Origin of the sequence: Moorena sp. SIO3I8 (assembly GCF_010692325.1) — a bacterium.
Classification (GTDB): Bacteria; Cyanobacteriota; Cyanobacteriia; order Cyanobacteriales; family Coleofasciculaceae; genus Moorena.
In genome coordinates, this window is the sequence record NZ_JAAHHW010000118.1 from 1 (window position 1) to 20,700 (window position 20,700).

Annotated in this window: 17 protein-coding genes; 1 reads left to right on the forward strand and 16 read right to left on the reverse strand. The window is 41.6% G+C overall.

What is annotated here, in order from left to right:
• Positions 1-236 precede the first annotated feature (236 nt).
• The 9 genes from F6K51_RS29220 to F6K51_RS29260 all read right to left on the reverse strand — a co-directional run bounded on the left by F6K51_RS29220 (position 237) and on the right by F6K51_RS29260 (position 10,790).
• Positions 237-1,760, reverse strand: a complete 1,524-nt coding sequence (locus F6K51_RS29220; protein WP_293026787.1) for a hypothetical protein — start codon at positions 1,758-1,760, stop codon at positions 237-239.
• Positions 1,761-1,764: 4 nt separating this feature from the next.
• Entirely contained in the window at positions 1,765-2,097 is a 333-nt protein-coding gene (locus F6K51_RS29225; RefSeq protein ID WP_009149093.1) for a hypothetical protein, read from the reverse strand.
• Positions 2,098-2,246: 149 nt separating this feature from the next.
• Complete coding sequence (locus F6K51_RS29230; RefSeq protein WP_293026791.1) at positions 2,247-4,193, reverse strand: type IV secretory system conjugative DNA transfer family protein; 1,947 nt, start codon at positions 4,191-4,193, stop codon at positions 2,247-2,249.
• Positions 4,194-4,207: 14 nt separating this feature from the next.
• Positions 4,208-4,345 carry a hypothetical protein gene (locus tag F6K51_RS29235; protein WP_293026794.1) on the reverse strand — a complete coding sequence of 46 codons (138 nt, stop codon included), beginning with the start codon at positions 4,343-4,345 and terminating at the stop codon, positions 4,208-4,210.
• 204 nt (positions 4,346-4,549) lie between these two features.
• Positions 4,550-5,935 (reverse strand): hypothetical protein, encoded by a 1,386-nt coding sequence (locus F6K51_RS29240; protein WP_293026797.1) that lies wholly within the window; start codon positions 5,933-5,935, stop codon positions 4,550-4,552.
• Positions 5,925-6,779, reverse strand: a complete 855-nt coding sequence (locus F6K51_RS29245; protein WP_293026800.1) for a hypothetical protein — start codon at positions 6,777-6,779, stop codon at positions 5,925-5,927. The genes F6K51_RS29240 and F6K51_RS29245 overlap by 11 nt, the downstream gene beginning before the upstream one ends.
• Before the next feature lie 271 nt (positions 6,780-7,050).
• Positions 7,051-8,865, reverse strand: coding sequence for a TrbI/VirB10 family protein (locus tag F6K51_RS29250; RefSeq protein WP_293026803.1), 1,815 nt, complete (start codon positions 8,863-8,865; stop codon positions 7,051-7,053).
• Between the two features lie 131 nt (positions 8,866-8,996).
• Complete coding sequence (locus F6K51_RS29255) at positions 8,997-9,794, reverse strand: hypothetical protein (protein ID WP_293026806.1); 798 nt, start codon at positions 9,792-9,794, stop codon at positions 8,997-8,999.
• Positions 9,795-10,790, reverse strand: a complete 996-nt coding sequence (locus F6K51_RS29260; protein WP_293026810.1) for a hypothetical protein — start codon at positions 10,788-10,790, stop codon at positions 9,795-9,797. It abuts the gene before it with no gap.
• Between the two features lie 69 nt (positions 10,791-10,859).
• On the opposite strand from F6K51_RS29260, the gene F6K51_RS29265 reads away from it, so the two are divergent.
• Positions 10,860-10,982: a hypothetical protein gene (locus F6K51_RS29265; protein WP_293026813.1), complete on the forward strand. Its 123-nt coding sequence runs from the start codon at positions 10,860-10,862 to the stop codon at positions 10,980-10,982.
• Between the two features lie 218 nt (positions 10,983-11,200).
• On the opposite strand, the gene F6K51_RS29270 is transcribed toward F6K51_RS29265, so the two are convergent.
• The 7 genes from F6K51_RS29270 to F6K51_RS29300 form a co-directional block, all read right to left on the reverse strand.
• The gene (locus F6K51_RS29270; RefSeq protein WP_293026816.1) at positions 11,201-11,908 is read right to left on the reverse strand and encodes a hypothetical protein; all 708 of its coding nucleotides are present in this window, start codon (positions 11,906-11,908) and stop codon (positions 11,201-11,203) included.
• Positions 11,909-12,130: 222 nt separating this feature from the next.
• On the reverse strand, positions 12,131-14,938 hold the full coding sequence (locus tag F6K51_RS29275) for a hypothetical protein (RefSeq protein ID WP_293026819.1): 2,808 nt from the start codon (positions 14,936-14,938) through the stop codon (positions 12,131-12,133).
• A gap of 5 nt (positions 14,939-14,943) precedes the next feature.
• Positions 14,944-15,273 (reverse strand): hypothetical protein, encoded by a 330-nt coding sequence (locus F6K51_RS29280; protein ID WP_293026822.1) that lies wholly within the window; start codon positions 15,271-15,273, stop codon positions 14,944-14,946.
• A gap of 131 nt (positions 15,274-15,404) precedes the next feature.
• Complete coding sequence (locus tag F6K51_RS29285) at positions 15,405-16,025, reverse strand: hypothetical protein (RefSeq protein ID WP_293026825.1); 621 nt, start codon at positions 16,023-16,025, stop codon at positions 15,405-15,407.
• A gap of 944 nt (positions 16,026-16,969) precedes the next feature.
• Positions 16,970-17,695: a response regulator transcription factor gene (locus F6K51_RS29290; protein WP_293026828.1), complete on the reverse strand. Its 726-nt coding sequence runs from the start codon at positions 17,693-17,695 to the stop codon at positions 16,970-16,972.
• A 337-nt stretch (positions 17,696-18,032) separates the two neighbouring features.
• A complete protein-coding gene (locus F6K51_RS29295) occupies positions 18,033-19,109 on the reverse strand; it encodes a hypothetical protein (RefSeq protein WP_293026831.1) in 1,077 nt (358 codons plus the stop codon).
• A gap of 52 nt (positions 19,110-19,161) precedes the next feature.
• Positions 19,162-20,151: a hypothetical protein gene (locus tag F6K51_RS29300; protein ID WP_293026834.1), complete on the reverse strand. Its 990-nt coding sequence runs from the start codon at positions 20,149-20,151 to the stop codon at positions 19,162-19,164.
• Between the last annotated feature and the right edge of the window lie 549 nt (positions 20,152-20,700).

Below are 20,700 nucleotides of genomic sequence, written 5' to 3' on the forward strand. Positions count from 1 at the left end.
TGTCAGATTTTAATGACTAAATTGGCGGATTTTTCGGGAAATTTTAGTTGATTTCCCTATCCCCCTATCCCCCTATCCCCCTATCTCCAATAATCGTTAACTTATTAAAGTTTGAAACAGCCCTGCCGCGCGGAAGGGGGGCGGGCAAGAGGTAAAAAATTAGTGTACCTCATTAAGATTAAAAATGCTATAGTTCAGGTGGTTTATTGTTGAGGGTTAACAGTTAACAAAAAGCCTTACAAAGATAGCTCCTTTGATTTCTGTTTGAGATTAATCGGTTGCGATATAGGTGTTTTAGCTGGGGGTTGAAAAGCCTGTCCATTGCTTGAAGCCAGTGCTGTTAAACTGGAGTGAGCAAAGGGGTTAGGAGCACCTAGGCTTTGAGATTTTAGAGACTGCACTGATGATCGAGAGGGCTGAACTAGGCGTTGTGGCGCTTGGCTCATTAAGGGTTTTAAGGCTTGCTCAAAGTAGGATAAATCCCGTTGTGTCATCTGGGACATGAATTGTCCTTTCTGTTGTGAAAAGATGGTTCCTCGTCTGTCCTTAGCGGCAATTGTGATATCGCCATTGGGAGTTGCTCTCCAGTTGTAGTTGAGTTTACCTTCAACCTGGACAGTATTTCCTTGTGATTGGGCATACTCGACCAATGTATCTGCAACTGCCTTGACACGGCTAAAGTAGTCAGCCTCAGAAGCTCCTAATTGCCGAAATTTTCCCTCAGGTTTCTGTCCCCAATCTAATTGCTTTTTTACCTGTGAAATTTCTTGATATTGCTGTTCACTAAGTTTGGTTTCTCCCTGTACAGTGACCCCTAGAGCACCAGCGCGAAACTTGATCAATTCCTTACCTTTTTTGTCCCTCATTGCATAGGAATTATCCTCGCGATGAATCGTATACTCTGCTGATTCATAGGTATCTTGTCCTGGTGATGCTTGGGAATTGATTAAGCGGACTAAGGTAGCAGCAGCTTCTTTTTGACGGGATGTTTCATGGTAATTAGACACAGCATTTTTGAATTTTTCTACTTTTTCTGAAATCGGTGAAACGACCTTTTCCCACCAACTAGGCTGCTTTGATTGAAGCATTCGGGCTTCAATTAATTCAGATAGAAACTCCGATTGCATAGCTTCTTGTTTTTGTTTTTGAGCACTACGAAGCATACGCATCTCATTAACCTGGGACTGCAAAAACTGCTTTAGTGGTGTATCCTCTAAAGCCTGCACTGACCGTCGTACTGAATATAATCCACCTCTGGTTTCAGTATTAGCTTTTACGGGTTGGACTTTGGGTTTTAAAGGTTGGTTTTGTGGTTGAATTGGACTATATACCTTTTGTTGTTGCCCCTGTAGCTGTTGTTCATCAAAAGCGTTAACCTTTACAACACCTTCATCATTGGTTTGTAAAATAACGATTCCATCCAATTCTACTTTTTTATTGGTGACCCCAACCATCTCTCCTACAGATGACTCTTTGGCTAAAGTCAACTGACCAATGATGTCTGAGTTTAAGTCATTGACCAACCTATCTCCATCTTTACCATAGACTACTTGATCACCGTCGGTAATTTGGATTTCAGGCTCTTGATTACTATTGTATACCTGACCATTGAGTTGTTGACCCTGTCGATTTTGTTCTTGCTTTTGCTGCTGCTTTTGCCTAAAGGCTGCCAGTCCACTTGACCATTTGGAAATGACACCTTGGTATTGTCCTTGTAAAGAGGATACATAGGACTCACTGACTATTGTTACTTTTGCCATGGTTTTAAACTCCTAATGCTCCCAAGCCTAAGGCTCCAAAAATTGCTGCTCGGTGCTGCAAGTTCTGAGTGCGATCAAGCAAAATATTTTTTCCTCGATAAAACACGCAAAGCTGCCCATCGAAATACCAAGCATTGTAGTCACTGACCTGATCGTTGTGCCTAGGCATTTCATAGGGTATGCCTTTGGACACCACTACGCCAGCTAATAATCCATATTGATCAAAAATCTCAATCACATTAGGAAAATAGTCGATGGGTAATGAGGGTAGATCCGATAAGTTATTTGTTGCCCTATCTAAATCCTCTACAGGATTTATTTTATAGTTAGAAAACATGGCTTCCTCCAATTACACAATTTTCAAGTTATCAGATGGCAACCTGTAACCTGTAACCTTGGCCAAAAGGCCACGCGATCGCGAACAACATGCAACCTGTAACCTGTAACCTGTAACCTGTAACCTGTAAGGTCTAACAAAGTAACTCATTAAAAACTTCCTTCCAGAAGGTCTGGTGAGACATCTTGATCAGATAGACGTGGAGGCCAATGAGAAGTTGCCGTGGATGAGCTAGATCCAGATTTTGGTATTAGTGCTGGGGTAGGAGAAAATGATGCTGGTGCTTGTCTAGCTCCATCTGTTGGCAATGGAAATAATTGCTCTACTAATGCCATTCTCTCCTTAAGTTGACGCACCCTTTGCTGATTAGAAACTCGGTGAGATGCTCTCTTGACTTTAATTAAATGGTCTCGAATACTCTCCCATAAATTTTCTGACCACTCCTGCTCTTTAAGATCAGATTCAGGAATTTGAATTTGTTCTAACAAAGGCACATAGCTTTCTTTGGCTCTTTGATAAGCGGGATTGATGATCACTGCTTTACCAGTAGGTAATTTAATAAACTGAGCGGGCTCTAAAAGTGGTCGCTTGTTTTTTTGATCGGATTTAGAGTGAGAACTGCCCCCTGTGCCACTACTCTTGGATTTGGATTTGAAATGAATTTGAAACTCTCCTAATAGGTCAGAGAAGGTTTTAGCGGAGTCTGGATCTTGGGGATTAAAGATGAACTTTGTAGCTGTACCTCCTAGAATAGCTCTGGTCAGCTCTTTGCCATACCTATTTTCTAATTGTCCTAAGTTTTGATAACCTAGAATACCACAAAACCCATCTTCTCGGTTTTCATTTAACCAGTTTACCAGCTGGGGTAAGTACAAACTTGGTAGCTCATCTAGGGAAACAACTAGAGGGTCTGTTCGAGGTTTAATTCGGGATACGTTCCGGTTAATAACCATATGGAGGATTGTTGCTAATAGTGGTCCGACAATATCCCGGTTATTTCGATCTAACCCAAAGACGATGAGTTGTTTTCCTTCTAAATCTAAAGGTAAGGTGGTTTTTCCACAAAATGCTCCCATAAAGTCTTTTTTCAAGAATTTTTGGAAGGTTCTCTGAGCAATTCCGATAATCCCGGCTACGGTTTTTTCACTTTCTTTGATACTAATGATTTGGGATAGGGGGCGAGTCGTCCAAACATTTAATTTCTCCTGGGAAGCAAATTCCAATCGGCTGACTAGCTCAGGCAAACTTAAAATTGCCTGAGCTGTCATTATATCACAATATCGCTGATTTTCTACTAAGGTGCCAACTGCCTTTGTTAACAAAAAGATTCCTTCGACTAAACTATCCCCGGCATCTTCAAAGAATTTATCGCCACTGGCTTTTCCGCCAGTTAAATCTGTATTTCGGTTAATGACTTGGGCTATTTGACCGGCTGCGATCGCATCTTCTTCATCTTTGAGTAAATCCAAGGGATTACAGACATCTGACTCCGGAAAACCAGGGGCAAAAATATGTACCTTATAGCCTCTTTTTAAAGCATAACCTACGGCTCGTTTTGCTTGCGCTGGATATTTGAAGTCATATATAATTGTGGGGAATCCTTGGTCAAGGGATGAACGAATTAGAGGGTCACAGACTGAAAAGGATTTCCCTGAACCACTGGCTCCAATAGCGGCAATCCCGCGTTGGGCATCGGGAAGATATAAGGACTCGGTAGCAGGCTTAAACCAATTGAAAGCTTCAGGTTTCCGTTGCTTTTTCAATTTTCCCTGCTTTATCCATTCTTGCTCCTGACGCTTCTGAATGTCTTCGGGAGTGCCGACGTAGAGAGCAATAGAGTTTCTGGAAACATTAGCCATCTGTGTCTGAGCTTTTTTACGAGCAGCTTTTTTCTCCTTTTTACCTCCCCAATAGCCTGTAGCTAATTGACCTTTCTTGCCATCCGGTATTATCGCTAGCAAACCCAAAGCGATCAAACAGCTGGTGATGGTGATTCCCTGATTAGTTTGGGAAAAATCTATAAGATTTTCTTTGGTAAGTTGCTGGTAAATTAATCCCGGAGGTAGACTAATAACGTGATTTGTATTCTGGTTCATTTTTCTTTGAAAATTTAAAATTTAAAATTGAAAACTATAGCAGTTTTCAATTGGGCGATGTACAGAGTCCTGGGTTTTAGGGAATAGGGAACAGGGAATAGGGAACAGGGAATAGGGAATAGGGAATAGGGGGAAAATCCTGTATACCTCACCAAATCAATAAATGCTATATCGTATTTTTAGCCTAGTTTTGCGTAAGTCCTGTAAGCTGATGTGCATTCAAATTGGTGATTACCTGTTCCCTTCCCCCCTTACTAAGGGGGGAAGGGGGGATTCCTGTTCCCTTTGATTAATTTAGGTATACCAATCTAAATGCTGAACAGCTTAACAATTAACAATTTTCAAATTACTAATGACTAAAGTAAGCCTAAAAAGATTGGATCTTGCTCTTGGTAGGACAGAAATGGTACAGGACCGATGAAATAGGGTGTACAACCTAAATCCACAAACATGTTACGGACACAATAGCGGAAAAACAAGGCTGTACCAGCAGAGCCTTCTGTTTCTGATGTATCCCAAACCACTACCTTAAAGGCATCGCCAAAGGGATGTCTACCAGTGGGTTCCATCCCATCATTTATTTGTCCTAAAAAACCAGAACCTCCCTGAACTTCTTGATATTTACCACTAATCCACTGCTTACCTTTGATACTTGGCTGACCAGCTAATTCGATATGAGCGCATTCACTTTCACAGGGAACTTTAAATCCTTCTTGATCACTACCGGAAATGGTATTATTGCGTTGAGATTCAGCTATGCCAAAGGCGATATCCAAAATACCAATGGCGCTCCCTTGTGCTTGAATCGGATTGGGAAATTGGGAAAATTGTACTTGGGATAAGCCAGGAACTTGAGCGATATTGGTATTCTGCCAATCCTTAAATGCAGCGAGGGGAGCAACATCAATACCAGGTAGGGAATCTAAGCCATAAACCGATAGGTCAAGGGTGTCAAAGGAAAGGTCTCTGAGGTGGGGTGAGAATGCTAAAAAGTCTCCTAAGGTTTCTGTTGGGTCAAAGCTACTGGCCAAATTGATGGATAGTAAACCAAAGACTGGTTGCAGCTGTTCTATAGTATATCTCTCCAAATCAGGGATGGCGTCTACTAAGCTACCTAAGGTTTGGGAGCTCATTAACCCAAAATCTGCTAAGGACAAATTTCCTAAGTCCAATCCGGTTAGGGACATAATGTTATTCAAGCTAAAATTTTGTAGCTCAAATATCTGCTGAAAGTCTCCTAATTTCATATATTGGTCTGGTGTTTGACCAGCTAACCATGTCCTTGATGGGTCATAACCTACGGCTTGAATCACGTCTGAAGACGCTTGAAAAGAACCCCCTTGAGAAATACCGGGAAAAGTTCCGAAGGTGACTTGATTCCAATTTGGTAGTTTTGTCCCCTCCCAAGCTGTGGTTGGGACATAGTCTTGCAGAGGATAACTTGCAGCATTTAATGCTACCTTGGGTTTTACATTTGGTTTTACGTGTGGTTTTACTTGTGCTTCTACCTTGGGTTCAATTTTCGTTTCTTTTACTGGTAGTTTACTGTTTTGAACAGGAGTAAGAGTTGCGACCGCTGTTGGCATTCTTAATCCAGAGGCAATAAGAATACCAGAAAGTACAAAGCAAAGACCTAAGCCAGTGACGAACCAATAGAGTAGAATAAATGCTTTTCGCCGATGGTTATCCTTTTGCCACCAAGGTTTCTTTTTATTTGATTTTATCTGATGCTTACTGCTCATTCTTTTTCTCCTGGATTACGACTTCTTTAGTTAGGACTTCAATGGTGTCTTTCTGTTCATCTCTTTGTGAAATGGCTGTTGGAACAGTTGGACGACGACCCATTTTTTGCAATTTATCGGCCAATTCCAAAGAAATACCGGCTTGAGTGGCGGCATTTGAAATAGTCTGACCGTCTTTGAGAAAAACGACGAAATTATCTAACTTTCTATGGAGTTGTGAACCCTTGACTAACAGTCCTTGTAAGGTTGCTCGAAAGATCCCCCGCTCTATGGCATCGACGACTATAAAATCTACGGAAGGAGTAGGTTTATTAAATTCAATGACTACTTCGCTAGGTCGGTCAGCTGGAGTCACGTTAAATAGGTAAATCTGCCTACCCTCAACAGAACGAGTAACTACTGTCAAAAGTGTGCTATTTGTCTTTGGGATACCAGGAATATCAAGTTCTTCAATGCGGCGCAAATGAATTACAGTTGCCTGATTATACTCACAATTTTTTTTAGCAACTAAGTTATCTAAGCAACCATCGACATCAACAGCAACGAATGAGGGATTATCAATCCAGAGTTTTTCAATAACTTCCCCAGTAGAAATGAAACTGATATTTACCCCATATCCTGGAGCCAAGGCTACTGGATATGGGTTATTTTGAGGCACTGAAGATTGCCCAGAAGAGGTTAGACTTACCCGTTTCACTGCTATAGCTGAATTACCAGGATCTGCCCAAGCTGGCTTAGCTAGAAAAAGGGATAAAGCAAATAGTAAAAGAATTTGAGTTTTGGCTGGTTTAATTTTTAACTCTTGACCTAATTGAATTTGCAAGGCTGAAAAAAAATTATTCATGGCTACTTATAAGCTCCTAAAATAAAAAATTATACTGTCAAAATTTATAGCAATGGAAGTATAGTTTACGACATACTATTGTGTTTTAAAGGGAACAAGGATCCCCCCTAACCCCCCTTATTAAGGGGGGAACAGCGGATCTGGCAACAGGGAACAGAAATATGTCTTAACTTTTACTTCGATTGCTATAAGTATTGTCTTGATCTAGTCCCTCAGCTATCAGCTAAGTCTGTCTTCTGAATTCAGGGTTATGAATTCAGAAGACAGGCTACTACAACTCAAAGGGTCTGTTGACAAAAACTTGTACTGAACTCCCGGCACCCATATACCACAATTTGGGCAAATTTTGTAGTCGGCGTGTTGCTGAAGCATTACGCTCTACAATGTCCTGAGCAAGAGGTTTAAACCCTCCCTCAAGCACTGCTCCCCAGAGGTTGCGGTCTCGACTAGTGAAGGTGCTAGACTGGCTTGAGCCAAAACCACTGGAGGTGATAATTTGACTCCGTTCAGGTTGATTGAGTACTTCTCCTACTTTGGCAGCAGAACCAAACAAGAAGGCGATCATGTCATTTTTGGCGATATCATCAGAACCCCGATCCCAGACATTCGCCACCATGGGATTACCTTTATTTCCTCTGAGACTAATCACTCCTGGGGGTAACTGATATTCTTGGTCATCGATGATTAATGCGATCGCATCACTATTCACTAGTCCACTGTCATCAACCATGTCACAGAGAAAGACAATTTTGGTACCAGCTTTGAGCAAAACTTGGTTATCTTCATCCACTAGAGGCTCACTCAGACGCACCACAAATCGTTCATCCAAATTTGGTTGTTGAGAATTTCGAGATAGGTTCGACTTTGTCCAAACAATTGGTGTCACTAATTCTCCAGCTGCTTCTTGACCAAAGGAAAATAGCTTCCGTCTGATTGCTCTGCCAGCTAAAATACTGGCTTCTTCTGAGATAGCAACTTGATCAGCAAAAATAACGGGAGATCCATTGAGGGGTTGGGGAGGATTGGGAGAGTTGGAAACTCTCTGTACAGCTGGAATTGAGTATGTATTAGCAATAGTAGAGCGTCCCCTGATCCCATTGTTTCGTTGGGCTACTGGTTGTGTTTGTGGGCTTGGTTCCATCATCGCTACATTTTGCTCTGGCGCTTCTGGAGTATTGCCAGAACTCAAACCATAACTTCCCAGTTGGCTCAAAGCCAGCCATTGCTCCATGGGATCTATCTTTGGTGCTGGGGCTGGAGGAGGTGGAGGAGGTGTTGGTGCTTTTGCCACAGGGGGTGGTGTTGGTGCTCTCCGCACTGGTGCTCTCCGCACTGGACGGGGTGGGGGAGCTTGACGAATTACTACTGGTTGCTGCACTGGACGCGGTGGTGGGGGAGCTTGACGAATTATCACCGGTTGCCGTACTGGACGGGGTGCTGGACGGGTTGATGCTCTTACCACAGGAGGGGGTGGTGCTGAACGCACTGCTGGCCTAGGACGAGGTGGTGGAGCTGTTTTCGGTGATGGGGGTTCTTCTGACTTGGCAAGCTCTATGGTTGTTTTTGGTCTTTTTTTCTCTTGAATGGCTTGAATCTGTTTTTGTTGCTTGGCTAGGGCTAATTCAGTCTTCAGTCGTCCGATTTCAGAATCGGTCGCGTTTTCCGATTCCTTCTCAACACTGGTGGGAATTGGAGTAACTTTTTCGACCAATTTCTTCTTAGAAGACAAGGAGGTCATCCCTGTAAAAACTAATCCGGCGACTACAGCAATTGACCCAGTTACTGCACCAACGGAAGCGCCTTTTGCCCAACCGGATTTTGCGAATTCTTGTTGGGTAACATTTAAGTCTGGATCTAAATCAGCGGTACCATCATTCGATGCTATTACACCCTGACTTGTAGGATTTTGTTCTTGGTCATAACTAGTATCAAATTTTAGCAACTCAGCTAAGGATTCTTCTGTCCATGTCGGGGCGGTATTCTCTGCACCACTGTTCTGCTGAATCAGAGTTTTTTTACTAATTTCTTCTTCAGATTTATGTTCCAGGTTTTGGACATCAAAGTCTTTGATATCTGATAGCTTCATAATTTCTCCCAGTTGCTGTAGTTATTCCAGTTGCTGTAGTCATTAGTCGCACAACACGGATGTATAAACACGGACAGATGCACGGATTAGTGGAGTCTTATAATCAGGACTATTGGACTTAGGATTCAGGTTTATTTTGAGTCTAAATCTTTGATACTAACTACCTCCAAACCTTTCTCTCTCGCCTTAGCAATAATTGGAGGTAGACTATCGTCTGCCATGGCTGGTGAATACTTAGGAGGCTCCACTGCCCTGACATGAATCTGTTTGTTGAAGGGAATATAGGTGGGCAAATTATTGGTAGTATCTAGAACGGTTAAGGTGCCAACCAAATCGATTGTCCATTCCCCTTCTTTTATTTTAATAGGTTCTCTGACAAATTGGGGGACAAAAGCAAATTGTGTTTTACCCTTAAATACGTTGGATGGCGTTAAGTCTACTAACTTTAGGAGAAACGGATCACGAAAATCATCGGCTAAGGCAAAGCTAGCTTTCCAGGCTTGAGTAGATATTTTACCTCGACGCCTACCTTTGCCCTGAATTTCTACTCCTGGATCAGAGTCTAAGTTAGAAAAGGGAACGCCATCTTTTCCAGGTAATCGCCCTGTCCAAGTAAACAGGTCACTCATGGTTTTAATTGTAAATGCTTTAATTACCTCTGGTGTCCGTTCTTTATTCCCAATGGCTTCTACGGCAGTGGTTTCACCAGTATTCAATTGCACCAAGGAAGGAGCTGGCTTATTAGCTAGCCTTGCTTGAGCGCCATACAACAGGGCTAGGAAAAACAGAATTAAGGTATTGTAAGCAAAGTTGCTGATTAAGATAATCCCCAGACTATCCGTCACATTGAAACTGGATAACCAAGTACTCTTCTTACCTCTTTGGAGAAATTTTAGCTTATTCTGAGGAGAACTAGTCGTGCTTTCCATTTATTTCAAGCCTCCTAATACAAAAGCACTGAAGGAGTTTAAGCTATTAAAAATAGCTAGACCTCCTCCAGCGGCTAATACTAACGCTAGGATGGGGGCAATTAATCCAGCGACAAAAGCAAAAACTAATGGGTTATAACTCTCAGCATTAACAATTAATGTGGCGACTAAGCCAACAATAATGTTGTAGCATATTTTAACTAAACCGATGGAGAAAAAGCTAATTAACCAAGCGTAAATTGCCTTAGCCCCCACAGGTAATAATGTGGCCCCTACCGCTAATGGACCTAATAGTCCGGTTAGCAACATCGAAACTTCTGCTACCCACTGAAATGCCATACCAATCGACATTAACCAACCCGTTACTGCCGTTTGTAAGGCAAAGCCTACTCGTTCAGTAACATTCAGAGGGTTAAGCAATGAACCAATTTTATCGAACCATTGTTCAGATGTCGGTAACGTTTTAGAAAAGTCCCGTGCTTGTTGCTCTGCATTTGTTAAACAATCCACCTGTTGTTGAACATCGACGATAGAATCACATTGAGAAACCAAGGAATCAATAACCGCCTTCGCCCCAATATTTTCTGTCACAATTTGGTATGATTCTTGCAAAGAAATTCTGGCAGATGTGTTTTGCAGTAGTGAATTAGAGGTATTGTTGATTACACTTCTGAGTCCTTGGGTGCCATTGGCTAACATTGCCCCATCATTCGCTAACAAAACTGCGACTAATAAGGGCCAGATGATCTCAGACCACATAATTGGCTCATCGTATTCTATTAAGGCTTTTGCCCATTGAGTCATGAATAGAACTAAGCTTCCCACGGCAAAAAACACCCCCAGTTTAGCGATCACAGCATACAACCCACCTCCGAGGACTTCACTCCAGAGCTCATTCATGGCTTCTGCGATCGCAATTTGTCCGGTACGACCATTTTGGATAATCTGGGAGGCTCCATTACTAAATTGAGCAATTAAGTTGGGGGTGACTATCATTTAATGATTACCTCTTTACGTCATTAGCGATGGGATGACCAGAGTGGAGACATTGGGGAGAGTGGGTAGATGGAGAATTCGCAGAGATCGGCAGACGGAGGAAATCCGGAATATAAGGACGAACAGACATGGCGATCGCTACACATGGTGATAAACAAAGAAGGTAGGAATAGGGACAAGCAGGTAAGCTAGACCAAGGAGACATAGGAGAAATAGTTGTGAGTGAGGAGTAATAAGTTTTAAGTGCTAAGTGCGTGAGTTCAGAATCGATAAATAATTGTAAAATTCTGGATCCAGATAACTGTTGACGGTTAACGGTTAACGATTAACAATTAACGATCAACAGCTACCTGTAGGGTGGGCAAGGTTTTGCCCACCCTACCCATGGATTCTGTGCGTAAGTCCTGTAACTAAAACAAGCCACTTAACGAGGTGATTCTCAAAGTTTCCATACCAGCGCCCAGTTTTTGGTATTGATCTGCCTGAGTTTGTCCATCCAAAGCACGAGAGATATTGCTTTGGAGCATGTTAGAAATTTCTTGTCGTTGCGCTTCTTCAACAGTAGCGGCTTGCAAGGAGCCGAGTATGGCGGCTTGACGAGCATTCTGAAGAGCGACTTCTTTGATCACATTCTGAGTAACTGTCTCATTTTGAGCTGTTTGAGCTAATTGCTGTACCTGTGAAACAGTATCCTGCATTTGCTTTAGCTCCTGGATTGACTGCTCCTGTCCTTCTTGACTCAGAACACGAGACGCTGATGCTCTAGCAACTTGCCTTTCTACTTCATTAGCAAGTTTGTCTCCTTCATAAATTGGGTAATCGCTTTCTTGGAGACTTTCCTCAATTGACGCTCTGACGTCTTCCACATCGGGGAGACCTAAAACTCCCATGGAATCTTCCAATGCTGATTTCAAATCGTTGTCTATGGTTTCTGGTAAATTGGTAAATTCATCGAAGAAATTTGTAAAGTAAGACTTAACCTTCTGAAATTCCTCAACAAAGGAGTCAACAAAACTATCCACAATTCCACCAGAAGCATAGGCGGGTTTAGGAACTGCTGTAATTAGCGTACTAATAATTAACAACTGTATCCAAGTTTTGGTCACATTTTTCGCCATGATTGAACTCCTAAATTGAATAGTTACGAAAAAATGCTGAAGGCTGAAAAGTTAAAAATGAAAGCTAAACCATATAGCACTACGCATTGAGATTAGGACATTCCTAAACTCCGAAACGTAAGTCTAAGCTTACTTTTTACTTCTGACTTCTAACTTCTGACTTGCGCGTAGCGCTATAAAAGCGTATCCCTGACTTACCTAAATTATATACTATTTTTCAGCTTAATTTTGAAGTCGAACTTTGGCTCTCGGCTCGGGTAACTTTGAATTGACGACTTGGACTTCTGAATTACGCATTTCTGCCATTTTTTTACTAGCATAATGCATAGCCATAATTTTATCCTGGGGATGTAAGCGCATTGCTGTCTGACGAATTGCTGATTCTTCAGGATTATTAGCAACTGCTGTTAACAGTGCTGAACCGGGATAAAATCGACAGTAGGTGTAAATCCCATTGTCATCGAGTAACCATTGAGAATACATTCCTTCTTGTTTAGGAAAAAATCCTTCTGTGGCATTTTTGTTAATAATCTCTGAAGGATATTTCAAAATATTGACAAAGCTATCTACTGCTGTTGGTTGAATTCTCCCTACTAAGCGAGTTGTTATATTCTGAAAAATTTTCGCTGCACTGGGAGACTTGGAAATAGTATCTGGATCTTGAGCCGATAAAATTACCCGAATTCCGGCTTTGGCTCCATTAGCACACAATCTGCCAATTAATTCAGCAATGGAATTATATTGGAACAGAATGGGACTTTCATCGATGAAAAATATACTCACAGGTGAGGCTAAAGAACGTCTTAAGGCTGCTGAGTAAATCCCTAAAGAAAGTAGTGCAGCATCTTCGTCACTACTAATATTCCGTAAGGCAAAGACTAATAACTGAGCATCACTTCTAAAGGTAGAAGGACGACTAATCGCTTTTCCTACTCGGCTATTTATCCAATACCTCAGTCGCAATTTTACTTGATCCAAGCCTTGAAGGATATCTCCAGATACAGAGGTAACTCGCAATCTCTCTAAAGAACAAAAATCAATAAAATCCGCAAGGGTAGGCATTAATTGCCATTCTTGAGAGTCTAAGCCATTGATATTTGCTGCTACATAACGGTCATGGATTTGATCATCATCAAAAAAGGCTTTGATTGCTAAGCTTAACATGGCTCTGATGTTATCCGTATAAGTCCGGTCATGAAACGTCGTGGAGCCAAGAACCATTAGCATTAGTGCTTCGACTAAGAATTCTTTGTATTCTGTAAGTCTCTCTTGTTGTAGTTTAGCATCTAATCCCTTTAAATTGGGCAACTCGAAAAGATTAACTGCCTCTCGACCAATATCAAAATAAGCTCCTTTATCCCCGAGAAAAGCGGTGTAGTCACTAAAGGTAGAACTGCCATCGGGTTTTGGATAATCCATAGCTGAGATGGGGATACCATGAGCCAAGGCTTGGGTAATAATTCCCGATGCCAAAACAGATTTTCCACTGCGGGTGGTTCCGAAAATACCTAGGTTTTTATGCTGTTTGAATAAGTCAATAAAAACTGGCGTACCTCCTTCAGCAGAGATTAATTCAAATCCCGTTCTATCCACTGTCCGGGTTTTGACTACTGGCATTAACCCTGGTGCAATATGGCTTAAATAGGTATGCGATCGCTTAAATGGACTCATTAAGAGTCTGCTCCAGGAAATTGGCAAGGTTTCTAGCCAGATTTTCCAAGGATATTCGGTCTCCCTTACCATCCAAGCTGGTGGCGGAAAATAAGATTTTAAAGTATAACACGCCTGATCTAAATCTTGTGGAGAATCGCGATGGACTAAGAAAACAACTGAGACATTAAATGGCACGGCCCCTTCATAGATAGCCGCCTGAGCCTCGACATTTTTCTGAATATTTAATTGTGCTTTAACATTAATCGTATTTTTCTCCTCTGCATATTTTGAGGAGACATTTGCCTGTTTCGTCAGCGAATGCATTTTGCTGGTTACTGTTTTAATATTCGCTTTGGAAATCTCACAAAAACAATCGGTGTCATAGACCTCATCTTTTGCCATGACTTGCCAGAGATAGCGCATTTGGGATTCTTTATTCCTCCACCCCTCAGGCTTGTCTAAAAAGAGCATGACTGCGGTATACTTCTCCTTGAGATTAATCCAACGTCGATCAGCAAATGGAATAGCGGTATAGTCTTCCATTAACAGAGAAACCGGGTGGATTTCTGAGTAAACCTCCTCGGTAACTCCAGCTTCAGTCAAGGAAAGCAACTGCGGAACTGAACGAGGTGGTGTATCATTAAATCGCTGCCACACATAATTCCAAGACTCTTGAGCAGAAAGAGGGCGAATCGATAGACCCATTTGATTGCTCAACAGCCTTTCCCAAAATTGATAGCCATTATTAAAGGCAATCTCTATCACTCTCTCGATCTGCTGTTTTTCATACTCATCCAGCTTGCCAATGAATCCATTCCACCACTTGGTAGCTGTCATCAAAAATTCTTCGATTTTATCAGATGCTCCCTCTCGACCTGATTCTACGGTATAGGTAGCAAATAAATACAACGTCTTTGGCTTTCTAATTCCCCCTTTGGTCAAGTCTTGAATTCGCTTCTTTTCTCCCATGATTAGGTACTTTAACTCGTTAGAGTCTGTCCCCTTGATCAGCTGACTCAACGTGTTTTGTCTATCAGTGTCATCAGTGAAAGACTTTAGGTGAATCGTGAGGGTTTCCTGGTCTGGGAAATCTTTTAACCCAGCTTCGATGGCATCAAACACCGGGTCAATTAACTCCTGGCGTAAGGTGGTGTGAATGCCTCGACATTCAAAACCAAACACAAATTTATAGGAAGCTTCTCCTTTTCTGAGAATGTATGCCCCAACATCAGAGCCATCCAGTCTGACTTCTAGGAAACTAGCTAACTTACAGTCATCCTCGAACGGCTTTAAGGTTTTATTTTTACCATTTCCTACATCAACCCGCTTCTTTCCCATCTTTTGTTTAGCTTGATCGTAAGCTTGAGTGGTTGTCATACTTTTTAGCCTTTGCCCTTTGCTTTTTCCCTTTTAACGTCTAAAAGCCTTTGGTATCTACCCATTCCTCTTGTCCATTGAGGTACAGGTATAAACTTAGAAAGAAATTTCCAATGGCTAGAGGAAGTTAGCACCCACCAAGTAGACATACCCCAAACTCCGAAACAAGATGTCCATACCCAACTAGCTCCTAGTACCCCCTTGACGATGTAATAGGCAATTGCCCAAATTATTGCCCAGGGGATAAACTGATCGGCTGGAATAGGACCAATTTTCGGTTTTTCATCAAGAGTTCGGTTAACACGACGGAATTGTTGCTCTGAATTATTTGCCATAGGTCAAGCTATTTTGGATCAGACTTGCGTTCCTATCAGTGATTGAAAAAACTTTCAATCTCAATAAAACCCTGACTACTCATCCCTTCAGCTAGATAAAACTCAACAGGCAAATTAGATAAGCGCGTAGTTTATGCCGCTGGGCCAGTGATGTAGGTGGCTAAAAGATCACCCAAGGTAACTACAATCAAAATGATGATTGGAGTACGGGCTAGGGTTTTCCAGTCATCATCTTGTTGGGCAGCATTGACGACTTTTACCAATGAAATGCCTAAATAAATTAGGAATAGTGCTCGTAAAACGTTAAACACCAGGGACACCAAAGCGGCGTCTACTTCAGGAATAGCAGTAGTTAGCCACTCTTCTGCGACTCTGAAAAACTGGGCATGGGCTGGCGCTGCTGTAAAGTCCAACATAAACCACAGAAAGGCGAATAGGAAAAGACAGGCTCCTAAACCATATTTCCTGATTAGCCGTTGAATTTGATTCCCAGAATTACTAGGTTGGACTCCAATCCACTTCACTCCCACAACTAGACACATCAAAAATGATACACCCATCAAAGGAGTGACGGAGGTACTGATATAGAGATCCAATGCCATTGCGATCGCAGCCATGACCATTAAATAGCCCAAGGGCACTTGCTTCAACTGAGCAAACAACTTAGCAAGCAACTTAGCAAACATAGTTTCTTTACTTTTCCAACGCTGTTGTTGACGAGGTGACATCGCAACAGAGGACTTGTTCACCATGGTGGATTTTTCTTTCCGTAATTTTTCTGACTCTTATTGTGATACAGAAAATTTTTAAACCGCAAAAGCGATCCTAGAGGAATAGTTCAATTTATTTTAATTAATAAATGTTACTGAGTTAAGGAGCATTTTGAATAAGCTAAATGATTGTAATTGCTTCACCTCAAGGATTACAATTACTTAACCTCTCAATATCATTGGCACAGCTCCCCAACAGTCTCACAATGTTACTCGTCCAAAAGGAATAGATAAATAAACTGAATTTTAATAAAACTCTGATAAAATAAAAAAAACTTAACAAAAAAAACGCTGAAACCCAACCTATAGGTAGAGGAGTTAGTGCTTAGTGGTTAATCAGCTATTTTGCTTAATTCTAAACTTAAAGCATGAAAATTTAACAATTAAACCTTAATCAATAATTGCTAAGCACTAATATCATGTCAGGATAATTACCCTTAATAAAAATCTGCCCCATCTCCCCATATTCCCCTCCTGGGAGGGGTTAGGGGTGGGTTCCCACACTCCCCATATTCCCCTCCTGGGAGTAGGGCTGTTTCATTCTGGCCAAAAATAGATGGGGAGATGGGGAGATGGGGAGATGGGGAGAATTTTGGACGAATAGTCGTGATTTTGGCCAAATTTATCTAACCATACTCAAAAGCCTAATCACGAATTGTTAGTCATTTGAGTTGATTGAAGCCGGCTAATTAGTCAGATTTTAATGACTAAATTTGGGGATTTTTCGGAAAATTTTGAGCTATTTCCCTATCCCCCTATCCCCCTATCCCCCTATCTCCAATAATCGTTAACTTATTAAAGTTTGAAACAGCCCTGCCTCCTGGGAGGGGTTAGGGGTGGGTTCCCACACTCCCCACCCTCCCCGCGCCCCCGCCCCAACAGTTATAGATTTACAACAAAAAGATGCATCCACCGAATCTTGGTATCTACTTCACCAAACCACTGCGAAGTGCTTGTACTGCTGCTTGTGTTCTATCGTCACAGCACAGTTTCCACAGCACAGACCGAATGTGAGTTTTAACTGTGCCAAGACCTAGCAATAATCGCTGGGCAATTTCGTCATTTGTATAACCGGCTACGATCAATTCCAAGACAGTTAGCTCCCGTTCAGTCAGTGGATTTTCCCTAAGAATCTGATAATAGTCAGGCTCACAGGAATTGATTAAAGTAATCCCAGAAAAATTCTTGCCGGGTGACTTGATACTGTTTTTTAGGAGATAACCAGCTATTTCTGGATCAATCCAGTGTTGCCCTTCATAGGTAGCTTTTAAAGCATCTAAGAAAGTACTGGTGTCTACATTAGTTTTAGGAAAATTGATACGTTTTAGATAATAGGAATCTACCCCAGCCCCAAAAGCGCTTATAACAAATTCTTCTGATGTGTCCCAAGATAGCAGCAATATGTTAGGAAAAAATGCCACTTTCCAATTTCTGACTAACCGCAATAACGCATCACTATTGCTTGAATGCTCTAAATTAATGACTACTATGTCCGGGTTAGATTTTTTTAAAAAGGCCGCCACATGACGCAAGCTAGAAACTTGAGACACCAAACTGACTTCTTTGTACTGCTCCAAGACTTTTCTGAGACCTAACTGCGTCAAATCACCCCTCTCAATCAGTAACACCCGAATTTCTTTGATTACGTTCATAACCATTGACTAGAACACTGATACCGAAATTGACAACTTAGGATGTGTTTGCTGACCTGACAACCCAAAAAAAAATGGAAGCGATTGGCCGTAGGCCACGCTACGCGAACGCGCTCCATAGCTCAAGATTGGTCAGCAAGCTTGTGATCACGAGTCGCCACCTACCGAAATTGTTTCCATCGGTTGATTAGCGCTTTGACCCAATATTACTGATGATACAACTCCGGAGTATTTTACGTGTGTCAATGATAACTTTTGGTTGACTATTTATAGTTGAAGGTTAACGACACTATGTCGTCAACCTTCAAAACCACTAAAATATTTCTCTTTTTTATCCTTATTTACCCTTAGTTGGATTTTTCGCTTGCTCTAAGGCAATTTCTTTAAGGGCTTGATAAGAGTTGATATTAGAAGCACCCTCAATTGCCTTGACCGCTAAATCCTGAACTTGTTTGAGGGCAGTATCGAGTTGCTGGGAAAGACTGTGTATCCGTGCTGAGGATTCTTTTATTGTCTGTTCCAGGGATTCAATTCTTAGCTGATAGACACGATTATTTCCTTCTAATTCCTTATTCTGTAAGTCGGCTTGAATTTTGACCTGGTGGCTAGCAATCGCTTTGCCTTCTTCTTGGGCTTTTTTGATAGCAACTGATTTTTCCTGGTCGAAGGCTTCTACCTTAGTTTTTAATTCTTCAAACTGCTTCTCTCGCTCTGCGATCGCATTTTCCCGCTCTGCCCATTGTTTCTCTTGTTGTTGCCTCGTTTCCTCCAATTCTTTGTATAAACGTTCTTGGTTATGGTTGTAGGTTTCTTGATCTAAGCTGCGTTGTAGGTCTAAATTATAATCATACTCTTGAGCATCTCGCTTACGGGTTTTATTTTGTTCTTCATTCCGTTCTTTAATAGCTCGTTGCTGTTCCTCTTGTTCTTTGTACCAGGATTGTTTTAACTGATTAATGTCCAGCTCTAACTCTTCCCGTTTTTGGTAAATTTCTTCATCGAAAGCTTTAGAGCTATTCTGATAGGTTTCGATTAAGGTATCTAAGGTATCGTCTTGAATTTCTGATAAATTGTGGAGTTCAGCAAGTTGTTGAGTTTCCTCAGTAACCGCTGTTCGTAATTCTTCTAGCTTAGCCGCTTCTGATGTTAGTTTTTCCGACAACTCACTGACACTACTCCCAAACCCTAATTGCAGCTTAACCAGGCTGTCAAGGGTATACATCATTTTGTCTTTCATGACTTTTGCTGGTACAGATCCATTAGTTTGCTTTTTTTCCACCGTGGATACTTGAGGAGTTTGCGTTTTGTTCATCTGCTTCATTTCTTTTTCCAAAGCATTTCGTTCTGCTAGTAATTCCTTGTAAGCTTCTAAAATTTCTGCTTTGGTGTTCTTGCTGTTAGGTTTGCGTGTCATACTTTCAAGGTTATATTCTATTTGACAATTTCTGAACTGATATCACTATTCACTAATTTTGATCCTTGCTTCTTGAAGACCCATCAAAAGCTTTCAAGGTCAGGGCTTGGGACTGTTTCAAGGTCTCTTGTAGCTGACTATAGAGATTTTCAATTTGTTTATTTTGTTTTTCTATGTGTTGCTCCAGGGACTGAATTTTAACGTCATAACCCTGTTGAGTAACTTCCCAGCCTTTGGTTAGTAAATCAGCCTGTACTTTAGCGTCGTTTTGGACTTTTTTAATGGCTTTATCTTTTACTTTTTTAACGATTTCATCTAGCTCAGCAGGGAAAGCTTCCACTTTCTGTTGATACTCCTCAAACAGGTCTTGAGATTCTTGTAGCTTCTGTTCTCGCTCAGACCATTGCTTTTCTTTTTCTTGATTGGCCTCTTGCAATTCTCGCTCCTGGTTACGGCTCAGTTCTTCATACTGATCCGTCTCAATTTTACGGTTACGTTCTAATTCGTATTGATAGTCAGCTTCTTGGCGTTGTCGTTCCCGAGCCAATAATTCGTTTTGTTCTTGACGTGCTATTTCAAAGTCTTCCTGGTCTTTTTGCCAAAGCTTACGTTTTTGCTCTTGGTCTTTTTCGATCTCTTCTCGCTGTTGATCTGCTTTTTGCTCTAGGGATTTTAGCTTTTCTTGGTGCTCTTGATTGAGCAAATGTAAGGCATCAGCTACAACTCGAATTTGCTGAAGGTATTGCAAGTGTTCAGTTTCTACTTTAATCGCCAGCTTTAGCTCATCAAGTTTAGAGGCTTCTGAGGATAATTTTTCTGACAATTCATTAACGATGGTGCCAAACTCTAGCTGTAAATCAGCCATTCCTTTGACAATATTATCAACGGTATAGTTTGAGGCAGTTTCCAGGACTTGTTGATTTTTAGCTTTTTCCGCTTCTTCTTCTTTGGTGGCAATTTTTGAGTCAATGTTTTGCCGCTCTTTTAGGATTTGCTCAAAGGCTTGGAAAATCTGGTCTTTGCTGTCTTTTGTGGCAACCATATAGTGTGTTCCTTTGACGATATTTAGATTTTTTTAATTGAAAATGATTACTTGAAAATTGCTATAGCGCAGGGAATAGGGAGTAGGGAGTAGGGAGTAGGGAGTAGGGAATCGGGAATCGGGAATTGGGAATCGGGAAAAAATAGGTGTGTGTATTTCATTAATATGGAAAACGCTATAGTAGCCGGTGGCTGGTTAGCAATATTCATCCACCCTGGGAGATCCCCCCTAACCCCCCTTAACAAGGGGGGAACAATAGACCCCATGAACAAAAAGTCTATGGTTGCTCTGGCTTCCCCCTTCCGCGCGGGGGACGGGAGGGGGATCCCGACGGCTCATAAGGGTAGGTTTTTTACAAAGGGGCGAGTAGGTACTTTGATTACGTATAAATTCCTCAAAATATGTATCAAAATACACACTAGTTTCCGGGATAATTCTCCCCATTTCCCGCTCTTCCCCTCCTGGGAGGGGTTAGGGGTGGGTTCCGATTCCCGTTCCCCTCCTGGGAGGGGTTAGGGGTGGGTTCCGATTCCCGTTCCCCTCCTGGGA

Excerpts from the sequence above, each read along its gene's own strand:
- F6K51_RS29220 (WP_293026787.1), bottom strand. The coding sequence starts at position 1,760 with ATGGCAAAAGTAACAATAGTCAGTGAGTCCTATGTATCCTCTTTACAA.
- F6K51_RS29225 (WP_009149093.1), bottom strand. The coding sequence starts at position 2,097 with ATGTTTTCTAACTATAAAATAAATCCTGTAGAGGATTTAGATAGGGCA.
- F6K51_RS29230 (WP_293026791.1), bottom strand. The coding sequence starts at position 4,193 with ATGAACCAGAATACAAATCACGTTATTAGTCTACCTCCGGGATTAATT.
- F6K51_RS29240 (WP_293026797.1), bottom strand. The coding sequence starts at position 5,935 with ATGAGCAGTAAGCATCAGATAAAATCAAATAAAAAGAAACCTTGGTGG.
- F6K51_RS29245 (WP_293026800.1), bottom strand. The coding sequence starts at position 6,779 with ATGAATAATTTTTTTTCAGCCTTGCAAATTCAATTAGGTCAAGAGTTA.
- F6K51_RS29250 (WP_293026803.1), bottom strand. The coding sequence starts at position 8,865 with ATGAAGCTATCAGATATCAAAGACTTTGATGTCCAAAACCTGGAACAT.
- F6K51_RS29255 (WP_293026806.1), bottom strand. The coding sequence starts at position 9,794 with ATGGAAAGCACGACTAGTTCTCCTCAGAATAAGCTAAAATTTCTCCAA.
- F6K51_RS29260 (WP_293026810.1), bottom strand. The coding sequence starts at position 10,790 with ATGATAGTCACCCCCAACTTAATTGCTCAATTTAGTAATGGAGCCTCC.
- F6K51_RS29265 (WP_293026813.1), top strand. The coding sequence starts at position 10,860 with ATGGAGAATTCGCAGAGATCGGCAGACGGAGGAAATCCGGAATATAAG.
- F6K51_RS29270 (WP_293026816.1), bottom strand. The coding sequence starts at position 11,908 with ATGGCGAAAAATGTGACCAAAACTTGGATACAGTTGTTAATTATTAGT.
- F6K51_RS29275 (WP_293026819.1), bottom strand. The coding sequence starts at position 14,938 with ATGACAACCACTCAAGCTTACGATCAAGCTAAACAAAAGATGGGAAAG.
- F6K51_RS29280 (WP_293026822.1), bottom strand. The coding sequence starts at position 15,273 with ATGGCAAATAATTCAGAGCAACAATTCCGTCGTGTTAACCGAACTCTT.
- F6K51_RS29285 (WP_293026825.1), bottom strand. The coding sequence starts at position 16,025 with ATGGTGAACAAGTCCTCTGTTGCGATGTCACCTCGTCAACAACAGCGT.
- F6K51_RS29290 (WP_293026828.1), bottom strand. The coding sequence starts at position 17,695 with ATGAACGTAATCAAAGAAATTCGGGTGTTACTGATTGAGAGGGGTGAT.
- F6K51_RS29295 (WP_293026831.1), bottom strand. The coding sequence starts at position 19,109 with ATGACACGCAAACCTAACAGCAAGAACACCAAAGCAGAAATTTTAGAA.
- F6K51_RS29300 (WP_293026834.1), bottom strand. The coding sequence starts at position 20,151 with ATGGTTGCCACAAAAGACAGCAAAGACCAGATTTTCCAAGCCTTTGAG.